The sequence below is a fragment of the Streptomyces sp. JHA26 genome, assembly GCF_002005565.1.
In the GTDB taxonomy this organism is placed as follows: domain Bacteria; phylum Actinomycetota; class Actinomycetes; order Streptomycetales; family Streptomycetaceae; genus Streptomyces.
The window spans coordinates 120,167-133,341 of sequence record NZ_BDJC01000004.1; the positions used below are offsets into that span (position 1 = coordinate 120,167).

The 13,175-nt window shown below is 60.4% G+C and carries 11 protein-coding genes; 10 read left to right on the forward strand and 1 reads right to left on the reverse strand.

Annotated elements, in window-relative coordinates:
• Positions 1 to 160 precede the first annotated feature (160 nt).
• From JHAT_RS03850 to JHAT_RS35885, 5 genes are read left to right on the forward strand one after another with little or no spacing between them, the layout of a single operon-like run.
• On the forward strand, positions 161 to 769 hold the full coding sequence (locus JHAT_RS03850) for a restriction endonuclease subunit S (RefSeq protein ID WP_077796598.1): 609 nt from the start codon (positions 161 to 163) through the stop codon (positions 767 to 769).
• Entirely contained in the window at positions 732 to 2,279 is a 1,548-nt protein-coding gene (locus JHAT_RS03855; RefSeq protein WP_253195393.1) for a type I restriction-modification system subunit M, read from the forward strand. The genes JHAT_RS03850 and JHAT_RS03855 overlap by 38 nt, the downstream gene beginning before the upstream one ends.
• A complete protein-coding gene (locus tag JHAT_RS03860; protein ID WP_077796600.1) occupies positions 2,272 to 3,480 on the forward strand; it encodes a restriction endonuclease subunit S in 1,209 nt (402 codons plus the stop codon). Before JHAT_RS03855 ends, JHAT_RS03860 begins: the two co-directional genes overlap by 8 nt.
• A 50-nt stretch (positions 3,481 to 3,530) precedes the next feature.
• Positions 3,531 to 6,746 (forward strand): type I restriction endonuclease subunit R, encoded by a 3,216-nt coding sequence (locus tag JHAT_RS03865; protein ID WP_077796601.1) that lies wholly within the window; start codon positions 3,531 to 3,533, stop codon positions 6,744 to 6,746.
• The gene (locus JHAT_RS35885; RefSeq protein WP_077796602.1) at positions 6,743 to 7,459 is read left to right on the forward strand and encodes a SprT family zinc-dependent metalloprotease; all 717 of its coding nucleotides are present in this window, start codon (positions 6,743 to 6,745) and stop codon (positions 7,457 to 7,459) included. Before JHAT_RS03865 ends, JHAT_RS35885 begins: the two co-directional genes overlap by 4 nt.
• A gap of 378 nt (positions 7,460 to 7,837) precedes the next feature.
• On the opposite strand, the gene JHAT_RS03875 is transcribed toward JHAT_RS35885, so the two are convergent.
• Positions 7,838 to 8,932, reverse strand: coding sequence for a DUF1152 domain-containing protein (locus tag JHAT_RS03875; protein WP_077796603.1), 1,095 nt, complete (start codon positions 8,930 to 8,932; stop codon positions 7,838 to 7,840).
• 85 nt (positions 8,933 to 9,017) lie between these two features.
• Here JHAT_RS03875 and JHAT_RS03880 point away from each other — a divergent pair, with 85 nt between their 5' ends.
• The 5 genes from JHAT_RS03880 to JHAT_RS03900 all read left to right on the forward strand — a co-directional run bounded on the left by JHAT_RS03880 (position 9,018) and on the right by JHAT_RS03900 (position 13,152).
• On the forward strand, positions 9,018 to 9,758 hold the full coding sequence (locus JHAT_RS03880; protein WP_077796604.1) for a GntR family transcriptional regulator: 741 nt from the start codon (positions 9,018 to 9,020) through the stop codon (positions 9,756 to 9,758).
• 282 nt (positions 9,759 to 10,040) lie between these two features.
• The gene (locus JHAT_RS03885; RefSeq protein ID WP_077796605.1) at positions 10,041 to 10,478 is read left to right on the forward strand and encodes an ATP-binding protein; all 438 of its coding nucleotides are present in this window, start codon (positions 10,041 to 10,043) and stop codon (positions 10,476 to 10,478) included.
• A gap of 89 nt (positions 10,479 to 10,567) precedes the next feature.
• Positions 10,568 to 11,296, forward strand: coding sequence for a GntR family transcriptional regulator (locus JHAT_RS03890; RefSeq protein ID WP_077796606.1), 729 nt, complete (start codon positions 10,568 to 10,570; stop codon positions 11,294 to 11,296).
• A 126-nt stretch (positions 11,297 to 11,422) separates the two neighbouring features.
• Positions 11,423 to 11,773, forward strand: a complete 351-nt coding sequence (locus JHAT_RS03895; protein ID WP_077796607.1) for a hypothetical protein — start codon at positions 11,423 to 11,425, stop codon at positions 11,771 to 11,773.
• A 5-nt stretch (positions 11,774 to 11,778) separates the two neighbouring features.
• Positions 11,779 to 13,152 (forward strand): FtsK/SpoIIIE domain-containing protein, encoded by a 1,374-nt coding sequence (locus JHAT_RS03900; RefSeq protein WP_077796608.1) that lies wholly within the window; start codon positions 11,779 to 11,781, stop codon positions 13,150 to 13,152.
• Positions 13,153 to 13,175: the final 23 nt, after the last annotated feature.

Consider the following 13,175-nt stretch of genomic DNA (forward strand, 5'->3'; position numbering starts at 1 on the left):
ACAGTTATACCTTTAAGGCCCTTCTCCTGTGCATTGTCCAGTTTTATTCCGGCTGGCAAACGACGTGCCGCCCGAGAATCTGTCTGTACAACTCCCTACAGACGTGCGATCGGTGCTACTGTCATCCGCAGCAACAGGACGCCTACAGAGGGCAATTGACATGAGACTTGCTGATGTCTGCACCATCAGCACCGGCTACACGCCGCGGACTCGCTTTCAGTCCGTAGAGGTAGGCGGCGTACCCATTGTGCAACTTGGCGACTTGTCGCCTGATGGCCACATTGATGTCGCGGGTTTGATCAAGGTTCCGCATAATCCTGGGCTTGACCGCTACATGGTTCGTCCCGGAGACGTTCTATTTCGCTCACGCGGCGCACGCAATACGGCCTACGCCCTGAGTGAAGAGTTCAAAGATCCTGTTGTAGCCGTCTCCCCACTTTACATATTGCGCCCCAACAGGAGCTTGATCCTACCGAATTACCTTGCGTGGATCATAAATCAAGGTCCAGCGCAACGTTACTTCGACAGTACGGCCCGCGGCACCAATATGCGGATGGTGCCCAAAACCAGTCTGGATCTTCTCGAGATTCGCCTTCCTGCCATAAAGAGCCAAGAGTCAATCGTGGCCCTGGACGCGCTGGCGGAGCGTGAGCTCCGCCTGTCGAATCTTGCCACTCAGAAGCGGCGCCAGCTGGTCAGCCACCTACTCGTTAACTGGCTTAACAAAGTAAATGACGAAACCTCAGAGCAAGAGGAAGATGATGACTGACCGACTCACACAACAGCAGGTCAATCAAACGGCATGGGCAGCATGTGACACCTTCCGAGGCGTTGTAGATGCCGGCCAGTACAAGGACTACATCCTGGTGATGCTGTTCCTCAAGTACATCTCCGATCTATGGGACGATCATCTCAAGACGTACAGGCAGCAGTTTGGCAACGACGAGATTCGCATCCGACGCCGTTTGGAGCGTGAGCGATTCGTCCTCCCGGAAGGGGCCAGTTTCTACGATCTATACGAGCAGCGGACTGCGGCCAATATCGGCGAGCTGATCAACATTGCACTGGAGCGAGTCGAAGACGCGAACAGGGCGAAGCTGGACGGTGTTTTTCGCAACATCGATTTCAACTCAGAAGCAAACCTCGGACGGGCGAAGGACCGCAACCGTCGTCTCAAGAACCTGCTGGAAGATTTCGCCAAGCCTGCCCTTGACCTTCGTCCTTCGCGGGTCACTGAGGACATCATTGGTGAATGTTACATCTACCTTATCTCCCGATTCGCTTCGGACGCCGGAAAAAAGGCCGGAGAGTTCTATACGCCCGTAGCAGTCTCACGGTTGCTTGCTCGACTTGCGGCCCCCAAGGCCGGCGACACAATTTGCGACCCCGCCTGCGGCTCTGGTTCGTTGCTGATTCGAGCGGCGGAGGAGGTCGGCTCTGACAACTTCGCTCTCTACGGGCAAGAGGTGAATGGAGCGACCTGGGCTCTAGCGCGTATGAACATGTTCCTGCACTCCAAAGACGCTGCCAGGGTTGAATGGTGCGATACCCTCAATAGCCCGTCGCTGGTCGAGGGTGACCACCTCATGAAGTTCGACGTAGTCGTAGCTAATCCACCATTCTCGCTCGACAAGTGGGGGGCAGAGAATGCGACAGACGACCAGTACGGACGGTACTGGCGTGGTGTCCCACCCAAGTCGAAGGCCGACTATGCCTTCATCACTCATATGGTGGAAACAGCTAAGCGGCAGAGTGGTCGCGTCGCGGTTATCGTGCCGCATGGCGTTCTCTTCCGTGGCGGAGCGGAAGGCGAGATCCGGAAAAAGCTTATCAAGCAAAATCTTCTTGATGCTGTTATCGGTCTCCCGGCCAATCTCTTCACAACAACCGGCATCCCAGTCGCCATCCTAATCTTCGACCGTTCCAGGGAGAAAGGGGGAGTCAATGAGGCGCGTACTGATGTGCTTTTCATCGACGCGAGCAAGGATTTTGTGACCGGTAAGACTCAAAACGTCATGCAAGAGGAGCACATCGCAAAAATTCTGGAGACATTCAGGGGTCGCACGGAGGTTGACAAGTACTCTCACCGGGCGAACCCGGAAGAGATCGCTGAGAATGAGTTCAACCTTAATATCCCTCGCTACATCGATGCTTTCGAGGTAGAAGAGGAGGTAGACATCACTGTCCTCCAAAGCGAGATTGAAAACCTCGAGGACGAACTAGCTGATGTCAGGAAGCGCATGACGGGGTACTTGAGGGAGCTTGGTATCGATGTATGAGGACTGGAAGCCCAAGTGCCTTTCCGATCTCATGGAACTGCGCAATGGAGTGAACTTCAGGCGAGCCGCCAGTGGACAGGCGGTTAAGGTCGTTGGTGTTGCCCATTTCCGAGACAGAGAGGTACTGTCGGACTTCGCTGATGTGGATTCCGTAATCCTCAACGGGGGTATCGCCGAGGACGACCTACTATCTAACAACGATCTTCTCTTCGTTCGCTCCAATGGTAACAAGGCACTGATCGGGAGATGCCTGCTAATCAAAGACGTCACCGAACCTGTCGCATTCTCGGGTTTCACGATTCGAGCACGGATCACGTCAGATGAGGTAGACCCGGACTTCCTTTCCAGGGTTGTCCGGTCCCCGTTGTTCAAGCAGCACTTGCACCGTAACGGCGGTGGTTCCAGCATTAGCAATCTCAGTCAGAAGACGCTCGCCGAGTTTAGCTTCCTACTGCCTTCCTTGCCGGAACAACTCCGGATCGTGGAAATTTTGCGGGCTTGGGATGTGGCGCTAGAGAGGCTACGGGCCCTTCGCCAGGCAAATCACAAGCGCAGCATCTGGTTCCGCAATGAACTATTTAGCGGAAAGCGACGCCTTCCTGGCTTCACGAAGGAGTGGCGTGAAGTCCGCCTCAGCGAGGTTCTCACAGAGCACGGTCTCCGGAGCGCAGGGACCGAGGAAGTTTTCTCGGTGTCAGTGCACAAGGGTTTGGTGAATCAGGTCGAACATCTTGGGCGCTCTTATGCGGCCAGTGAGACCTCTCACTACAACCGGGTTCTTCCTGGCGATGTGGTTTACACGAAGAGTCCGACGGGTGACTTCCCCTTGGGAATCATCAAACAAAGCAAGGTTGACCGAGAGGTCATCGTCTCCCCGCTATATGGAGTTTTCACCCCCCTCACCTACGACCTTGGTGTAATCCTCGATGCATACTTCGAGTCACCAGTGACCGTTTGGAACTATCTGCACACACTAGTGCAGAAAGGTGCAAAAAACACGATCTCCATTACCAATACGCGTTTCCTGGAAGGGAAGCTTCGACTGCCGCTCGACCCTAAAGAGCAGAAGGCAATTGCGGAAGTAGTCGAAACCAGTCGGCGCGAGCTTGCGGCTATCGAGAGTCAGATCCGCGCAGTCAGCCAGCAGAAGCAATCACTCCTGCAGAAGCTGCTCACCGGCAGCGTGCGGGTCGGCATCTAAGTCTTCAGGTCCTTTACCTGGGAAGTACGAGTAGTTTCTGAGGTGGTCTCATGATCTTCAACGCGGCTGAGAAGTATCAATCCCAGATCCCTGCGCTTCAGATGTTGGTCAGCCTCGGCTTCACGCCGCTGTCCCAGAAGTCGGCATTAGAGATGCGCGGTGGCCGACTGAGTAACGTCATCCTAGACCGAGTACTCATCGACCAAGTGCTGAAGATTAACCGTTTCCACTACCGGGGACACGAGCACTCTTTCAGTCATGAGGACGCTAACGAGGCCCTTCGGCGTCTGAAGCCGACTCCCGATCGAATCAAAGGGCTCCGGAGCACGAATCAGGAAATCTACGATACGCTCGTTCTTGGAACTACGATCACAAAGACTGTCGGCGGTGGTTCTAAGAGTTTTACCCTGCGTTTCATTGACTGGGATCGGCCGGAACGAAATACGTTCCACGTGACTGCGGAGATGCCGGTAGAGCGACACGGAAGTAAGATTCGCAAACGCTGCGACATTGTCGCTTACGTCAACGGAATTCCTTTTGTCGTCATTGAGACCAAGCGGCCAACTGAGAGCCTCGTGAAGGCGAATAGCCAGCTCATCGGCTACCAGCATGAAAACAAAATTCCTCAACTCTTTTACTTTACCCAACTGCTGCTGACGATGAATCGGAAGGAGGCGCGCTACGCCACAGTAGGGACGCCGCAAAAATTCTGGCAGTCTTGGCGGGATGAAGAAGACACTGATCAGGCCATCGCCCCTTACGCTAATCGGCTCATGACCAATGCTGAGAAGGAGGCGGTATTCTCAGGCGATCTCGCAGATGCACGCCTTCACTTCGATGTAGTCGGTGGAGCAATGCATCGAACTGTAACTCCGCAGGACCGTGCCCTCTACGCCCTGTGCCGGCCTGAGCGGCTCCTGGATTTGGTGCGTCGGTTTACGGTCTTTGACGGAGGAGTGCGTAAGGTCGCACGCCATCAGCAGTTCTTTGCTATCCGAAGCGCCATCAATAGAGTCAAGCAGTTCGACTTCGATGGTAGTAGAAAGGGGGGAGTCGTCTGGCATACGCAAGGTTCAGGGAAGTCCCTAACCATGGTGATGTTCGGGCGCGCGCTTGCCCTCGACAGGAACATCGCTAACCCTCGGATAATCATCGTCACCGACCGCGATGATCTGGATAAGCAGATTAAGGGAACGTTCAAATCGTGTGAGTTGGAACCAGTGCGAGCTAGAAGTGGCGCACACCTTGTCGAGCTGATCCGGAACAAGACTGCGCTCGTCACCACCATCATCAACAAGTTTGACACGGCTGCGAGAAGCAGTCGATTTGTAGATGAAGATGCGAACGTTTTCGTTCTGGTAGACGAAAGTCATCGCACCCAGGCTGGACGTCGCGGTGGTCACGGAAACCTTGCTCTGAAGATGCGACGCTGTCTCCCACGGGCTTGTTATCTAGGCTTCACTGGAACGCCGCTTCTCAAGAAGGAGAAGAACACCTTCCTTGCCTTCGGAGGCTTGATTCATCGATACACGATCGACGAGGCAGTCAACGACGGCGCTGTTGTGCCACTGCTGTACGAAGGAAGAATTGTCGAACAGCAAATCGCCGGCCATGTGATTGATCGTTGGTTCGACAAGATAAGTGAGGGCTTGACCGACAAGCAGAAGGCTGACCTCAAGCGTAAGTATTCGCGTATGGATGCGCTCTCCAAGACGGAACAATCTATCCACGCGAAGGCCTTCGACGTCTCGGAACACTATCGTCAGCATTGGCAGGGCACTGGGTTCAAAGCGCAGCTTGTGGCCCCGTCGAAGGCAGCGGCGGTGCGCTTCAAGAATGCGCTCGACGAGATTGGGCATGTCACAAGCGAAGTCGTCATTTCTCCACCGGACGATAATGAGGGGCATGAAGACATCGACAATGAGTCGAAGGATCTTGTCCGTGGGTTCTGGAATAGAATGATGGCTCGCTTCAAAGATGAAGAGGAGTACAATCGACAAGTTATCGATGCTTTCAAAGGGTCTGGAGACCCCGAGATCCTCATCGTGGTATCAAAGTTGCTGACGGGCTTTGATGCTCCGCGAAACACCGTCCTCTATATTTGCAGGACGTTGCGTGAGCATAACCTTCTGCAAGCCGTAGCGCGTGTAAACCGCCTGTACCAGGATGATGCATCCGAGAAGCAGTTCGGGTTCATCATCGACTATGAGGGGTTGCTGGGTGAGTTGGATCAGGCGCTAACGAGCTACAGTGCCCTGGAGGGGTATGAGGCAGCTGATCTTATTGGAACCGTTCGGGATGTTCGTGATGTCATCCGTAGGCTGTCCCAGCTCCACAACCAACTTTGGGATCTATTCCGAGCGGTCGGAAACCGTCAGGACATGGAGGAGTTCGAGCAGGTACTTGCCGACGAGGCTCTTAGAGAAGAATTTTATGAGCGCCTTCGTGTCTTCGGCGAATGCCTGCATGTTTCGCTGTCGTCGGATAAGGTCTTCGATGTCTTCGACGATCGAACCCTCGATGCCATGAAACGAGACCTGAAACAGTTCTCGGAGCTCCGACGGTCCGTCAAGTTGCGGTACCAGGAGAGCGTCAACATCAGAGAGCTCGAACCAAAGATCCAAAAGCTTCTCGATTCGCACGTGGTGGCCATGCCGGCTGAGACCATAGTTCAGTTGGTAAACATCAATGACGCTGACGCCATCAAGACTGTTGTCGGCGAGAACGAAGTGACGGATGCGTCTAAGGCCGATCGCATCGCTAGTGCTACTCGGCGAGTGATTACCGAGAAGATGTCTGAAGACCCTGCTCTGTATCGGAGCTTTTCCGAGATGCTAGAGCAGACTATCTCTGACTATCGCGCTAAGAGGATGTCTGAGCGCGAGTACCTTGCTAGCATTGTAGGTTTGGCGAGTAAAGTTTCAGGTAAGGTGCGTGACCAACCCGTTCCTGAGCACCTGAAGGATGACGATGATGCATTGGCGTTTTTCGGCATCTTGAGTGGCGCGCTCGTCGAGGGGGATGGTCAGTACATGAGCAGAGACGATGCTGCTCGCGTTGCACTTGCCATCATGGGCATTATTCGGGCCCACCACATCGTCGACGTCTGGACAAACGAAACCGCTCAGAACCAAATTCGAAACGCAATCGATGATTACTTCTTCGATGTGCTGCGGGATGAGAAAGGCGTCGATCTTCCAGTTGAAGTGATTGATTCCTTGGAGCTCAAGATAATGCAGTTGGCTCGCGCGAGGTTTCCAGGATGATTGGCGAGAGGTGTCAGTTCTCTTACGGGAGCCACGTTGTCGAGTTCACCATTGTCAGGCGAGACAGGAAAACCTTGGAGATTTCCGTCGAGCCGGATAGAACTGTGGTAGTGGCCGCTCCTCAAACTGTGTCTGTCGATGCCGTTATACAAAGAGTTCGGAAGCGTGCCAGGTGGATTCTTCGACAGCAGGATTATTTTGCGCAGTTCACGCCACGGACGCCGGAGCGACGTTTCCTCTCTGGAGAGACTCATCTTTATTTGGGACGTCAATACCGTCTCAAGGTCGTCCAGGACTCAACCGAGTGTGTCAAGCTGGTCGGTGGTCACTTTGTCGTCCGCACCGATTTCCCTTCTCGGCCTGACGTGACTAAGTCGCTTCTAAATGATTGGTATCAAACAAAGGCTCAGGTGAAATTCGAGGAACGGCTTGAGGCTACTCTGTCACGTTTTCCTGATCCAATTTCTGTCAGGCCCTCCATGCTTTCAGTCCGTCCGCTTCGGCTGCGATGGGGGTCAATGAATGCTGCTGCACACCTAGTCTTGAATCGGCGACTCGTGCAGGCGCCTATTGACTCCATTGACTACGTCATCGCCCACGAGCTCTGTCATGTGGCTGTGCTCAACCACGGTGCGGAATTCTTGAAGTTCCTAGACAGAGTCATGCCTGACTGGGCTAAAAGGAAAGAGCGGCTGGAGAGGTGTTTGGCTTAATAGGTAGGTACACGCCACGGTCGTCGTCTGTACCGAGGTCGGTGGAGCGGCTTTGGGCTGGAGCTGCTTTGGCGCGAGTGATCATGGCCCCGTAAGCTTGCGGCGCGTCGGGCAGTCTGTGGACCTGCCCGCTAAAGCACGACGTTGGGGCCATGATCTTCGAGGCTCGCGCCAAAGTGGCTGCGTAAAGCCGCGGAGCCGACCGCCCCAGCCACGACGTACCCCTTCTTTGGCATCAGACGACTGATTGCCTTGAGCGCGGCACGGGCGCCGGCCGGGCTGGAGCGGGGCGGAGACAGGAGCGCAGGCCCGGCCGGCGCCCGTGCCGCGCGCGGTGAGCGGAGCGAGCCGCCTTGAACCCGTGAAGAAGGTTGTAACTCAGTCGTCGGATGGGATGCGCCACAAGGGAGCCGCGTACTGCTCCGGACGGCTGCTGATGAGCAGTTGACGCAGGGCGTCCCTGTGAGAGCCGCTGAGGTTCAGGGCCTCGGTGAGGTGGCGGAACGTCGTGTGGGTGACTCCGCGAGCTCGGGCCTCGCCCTGGAACTGGTCGAGCCGAGACAGTACGTCGTCGGGATCCAGCTTCGTCGGTGGTCGCTCGGTGAGCCATGCTGCCTTGTTGCGCTCGTAGTCGATTTCCGAGAACCCGCAGATCTCGCGGCAGTATGCCTCGGCCTCGTCCAGGGCGGCGGTCGTCATGATGGCGCGGGCCAGGCTGTTGCGGCTGACCGCGTCGTCCAGGTCGACCTCGTGGACCGTAGGTCCTTCATCGGTCAGGAGGACGGGAAGGCGGGCGTCGCGCACCTCGCAGATGCCGCGAGCTCCTCGGGCTGTTGCGGCGAGCATGGCGGTGGCTTCTGAGGGGTGCCATTCCAGGATGCCGCCGATCGCCTCCACGTCCTCGGCCGTGAAGGTGTGGACGAGGGCGCCGAACAGGGAGCGCAGGTCGTCGGGGGAGATCTCGCCGTCCAGCCCGGGGCCTGCGACCAGGAGTCGAATCGGGGCGTTGACCTGGCAGCAGGCGGCGAGGGTGAGGGCGTCGGCGAGTGGGCTCTTGAGGGTGGGTTCGTCGCCCTGGGCGAGGATGTCGCCGCCGACGTCGAGCAGATCGATCGATACCGGTGCCAGGTGGGACACCAGCTCTTCGAGTTGGCGGGTGATGCCCTCAGCGCCGTGGTGCGGGTCGAGCAGAGCCAGGGTGTGCGGGAGCTCTGCCGCGAGTCGGGGGAGTGTGGAGCCTGCCGGGGCGATCGGCTGGGCTTCAGCCGGCACCGACCAGACGGACTGAGTGACGGGTTCGAGTCCCGTGAAGCTGTCGGCTCCTCGTGGCCCCGGGAGTGGGTCGATCAGGAGGCGGTCCCATGCGTACGTGAGGATCACCGCCTGGTCCTCGTCGCCGTAGAGGGCGGCGTGAAGCATGGCGGCAGCGACTGCGTCGCCCCCTCCTCCTGCTGCGACGATCAACCGCGTCATGCGTTCAGAGTACGGGTTCACGGGTTGGCCACTCACCCTATAGTGGCCAAAGGCCATAGCCACTTGGACGAGGAAGGGAGGGGAGATGCCGCAGATCGAAGAGGCCCAGCCGAAGTATCTCCAGATCGCCCACTACATCCGTGACCAGATCCTTCGGGGTGACCTGCGGCCGGGGGACGAGGTCCCCTCGGAACGGCAGCTCGCTGCGGACTGGAAGGTGTCCCGGCCCACGGCCGCGCGGTCGTTGGAGGCGCTGAGCCATCAGGGCCTGGTCGAGAAGCGTCAGGGCTCGGGGACGTACGTGCGCAGCCTGGAAGTGAACCGGCGGGCAAGGGAGTTGTACGGGCGTGCCCGGCAGACCGGGAAGATCTACACGCCCGGTGAGTACGCGGTGATCACCTCGGCCGGCTGGCTGGAGGCTCCGGACCATGTCGCCGAAGCCTTGGGCCTGGTGAAGGATCGCCGAGCCGTGCACCGCCGGCGCGTGACCAACAACCAGGACGGTCCGATCACGCTGTCCACTTCGTGGTTCGCTCCGGACGTCGGCCAGCGGGCGCCCAAGCTCACGGATCCCGAGCGGATCCGGGAAGGGACGCTCATGTACGTCGAGCGAATGACCGGGCGTCAAGGCAGCTATGCCGAGGACCGTATGTGTGCTCGGGCTGCCACGGATGAGGAAGCGTCCGACCTGCGGTTGGAGCCGGGGTCCGCGGTTCTCATCATCCATCACGTCGTCTTCGACCTCCAGGACCGTCCTCTGGAGTTCGCCGAAGCCACCTACCCGCCGCACCGCTGGGCGTTCGAACAGGGCTACCCGCTCACCTGACGACAACTCGCCAGTTCCGGCGAACTGCTTGCGTCTCTGAAGTGGCTAATGCCACTATCCAGAAAGTGGCTAAGGCCACTTGGAGGAGAAGGGGGGCGCGACGTGACGAGTCGGTGGCCGGTGCGGGACACGCGGTTAGCTTGCCGAGGGTGTCGGGGGCGTGGATGGAAGCGCGTCGGCTCCCGAACGGCGCTGGCGCTCTCCACGGCCAACGACCGCAGTCGTGCCACGTCGAAGCGGCGCTGCCTCGACTGCGACGGCAGCGGCAAGGAGTGAGCACGCATGGCCTACACGATCGACCGCCACCCCTGTGAGGACTCACCGCGCCTCGGAGCGATGACCTTGCATCCGGTGCCCGAGTCCGTCCCCCGCGCCCGACGCTGGTTCCGGAAGTTCATCGCTCCGTACAGCCCGTCCTGCTCGATCGACGACTGCGCGCTGATGATCTCGGAGCTGGTGACCAATGCCATCCGCTACGGGAGATCGGATGACTCGTGGGTGGTGCGGGTGGAGTGGTACCGCGAGGGAACCTCGCTCCGCGTCGACGTGCACAACCCGGGCTTCCCGGCGAGTGTGCAGCTGCGGCACCCGGAGGCGGACGACGCCCACGGGCGGGGGTTGCTCCTGGTCGACTCCATCGCCGACTCCTGGCGCTCCGGACCCAGCTTCTTCGGTGGAACGGTCGTCTCCTTCGTGGTCGCCGATGCCTGGCCGGCGTGATGGGATAGCCCACCTCTTCTACTGTCACCTTGAATCTGTCGCTAGGCTGGTTGACCAGTTGACTTGGCCAATCCCGACGGGCGGCGTTCATGGCGTATGAAGTGGAGCCACCGAAGTATGTGCGCCTCGCGCAGACGCTTCAGCGGCGCATCGAGGACGGCACGTACGCGCCCGGCACCCGCGTACCGAGCGAGAACCAGTTGGTGCAGGCCTTCGGGATGTCCCGCCCGACCGTCGTCCGAGCCCTGGACCTGCTGAAGCGGGACGGCTGGCTTGAGTCCCGGCAGGGGTACGGCACGATCGTCCGGGGTCGCCCGGGAGTCGTCGAGCGCAAGGACCGGCGGGGGCGTGAGGCGCTGGAGCGCGACGAGTCACAGGGCGCGGGCCGGTTGATCGAGGTCGGGCACGTGCCCGTTCCGGCTCGGGTCGCCTCGGTGCTCGGCCTGCCCAAGAGGGCCGAAGTCCTCATGCGCCGCTTCCTGGTCGAAGAGGACGGCGAAGCTGCCGAATTGATCTCGTCGTACTTCCCCGTCGGCCTGGTGGAAGGCACTGAGCTGGGGTCCGGGGAGCCCTTGAGCGGCAGTCCCCGTGAACACCTCGAAGCGCGGAAGAAAGTCCGCTTCGACCACGTGACCGAGCGGGTCTCCGCTCGGCTTCCCGAAGCCCGTGAAGCCGAGCTGCTGGATCTGCCGGACGGCGTCCCCGTGCTGAGCGTCCTGGTCGTCGCGTGTGACGCCTCCGGCCGAGCCTTGCAGGTCGCTGACGTGCTCCTGCCTGCCGACCGGCAGGAACTCGAAGACACCTACCGTCTGAACTGACCCCCACCTGGGGCAAGATTCCCGCGATAGCAACTTGACAAGTCAACCTGACATCCCTAGCTTCGAGCTTGCTAAGTCAACCTGTCAGGTTGGCGGATTGGTCGACTCTCAGAAGGAGAAATCCCTGTGCGTGTGATCCGCGTTGACGCCTCGGCCGCCACGATCCTGCTCACCGAGGCCCCGGCGCCGAAGGTGCGCGACCGGCAGACCGGTGAGATCGCCAAGGATGCGGTGACCGGTGAGGCGCTGATGACCGTCGGCGTCGTCTACATCGACGAGGGCGAGTCGTCGCTGATCCAGGTCACCGTCCCGGAGAGCGGCGTGACCGAGGGCCTGACGGTCGGTGCTCCGGTCTCGCTTCCGGGCCTGGTGGCGCGGCCGTGGCAGAGCGTCTTCAACGGCAAGGAGCGGCACGGCATCGCCTACCGGGCGACCGCCGTTGCTCCGGGCGCCTTCCCGATGGCTCAGGCGGGCTGATCGCCGTGACGGACCTGGTGACCTGGGCCGAGCTGGGCGGTTCGCTCGCTGCGATAGGCGGCGTCGCCTACTCCCGGCACGCCCACCCGGCGGCGTACTGGTCCACGGTCGGACTGCCGCTCTCGGTGGCCCGGCTGCTGGCCTCGTACTCCTCGACCATGGACGCCTGCGGCCTGACCGTCGAACCGTCCCGGTGGCGGGCACTGGCCGTCCGGGCGACCACCCGCCGTGAGGTCCGGCCGGTGCCCCCTCGTCGGGGCGTCATCCGTCCCACCACGACCGGCCTGCGCATGCGGCTGCGACTGGCTCCAGGGCAGGAGCCGGCGGACGTGGCGGCCTCCGCCGAACGCCTCCGGCACGCCTGGGGCGTCCACGCCGTCCACGTGCGGGACATCAAGCCGGGCGTCGTCGAACTGCGGCTCGTCGGCTTCGACGTGCTGCGGAAGGTGCGGATGCCCCGTCGACTGGACGACGGTCCGCTTCGGATCCCGGTGGCGTTACGGGAGGACGCGACCGCGTTCGTGCGGGACTACCGGGCCGTGCCGCATGAGCTGGTGCTCGGTGCCACGCTCTCGGGTAAGTCCATGTACCTGCGCAACCTGCTGACCGGGCTCGCCGCTCAGCCGGTGGCCCTGGTCGGCATCGACTGCAAGCGCGGGGTCGAGCTGGCGCCCTTCGTACCCCGGCTCTCCGCCCTGGCGACCGACCCGGACCAGGCGGCCGAGCTGCTTCCCGCGCTCGTGAAGGAAATGGAGGACCGATACGACCTGATCAAGACCCGGCAGGGCATCGCGCCCGGCACCCCGGAAGAACTGATCACCTCGGACATCTGGGGACTGCCGGAGGACGAACGCCCGGCCCCGATCGTGCTGTTCATCGACGAGGTGGCCGAACTCTTCCTCGTTGCCACCCGGAAGGAGGAGGAGCGGCGGGACGAGATGGTCACCCAGCTCATCCGACTCGCCCAACTCGGCCGGGCCGCCGGTATCTACCTCGAAGTCTGCGGGCAGCGCTTCGGCGCTGAGCTGGGCAAGGGCGCGACCATGCTCCGTGCTCAGCTCACCGGCCGCGTCTGCCACCGTGTGAACGACGAAGCCTCGGCCAAGATGGCGCTCGGCGACATCGCCCCTGAAGCCGTCCTCGCGGCCTGCGCCATCGCCGCCGAGCTGCCCGGCCTGGCCGTTGTCGGCGACACCTCCGGCGGCTGGTCCCGCATCCGCACTCCCCACCTCTCCCTCGCCGACGCCGCGGCCATCTGCCGCGCGACGGCTCACCTCGCCCCCGACGTACCGGCGCTCGAACCCTTCCGGCCGTACGTCCCGCCGGTACCCGTGGAGACGCCCGGGCCCGTGGCCACGGCTCGCCCGGTCACCGAGTAAGCACACCCATTCCCACGGCCGGC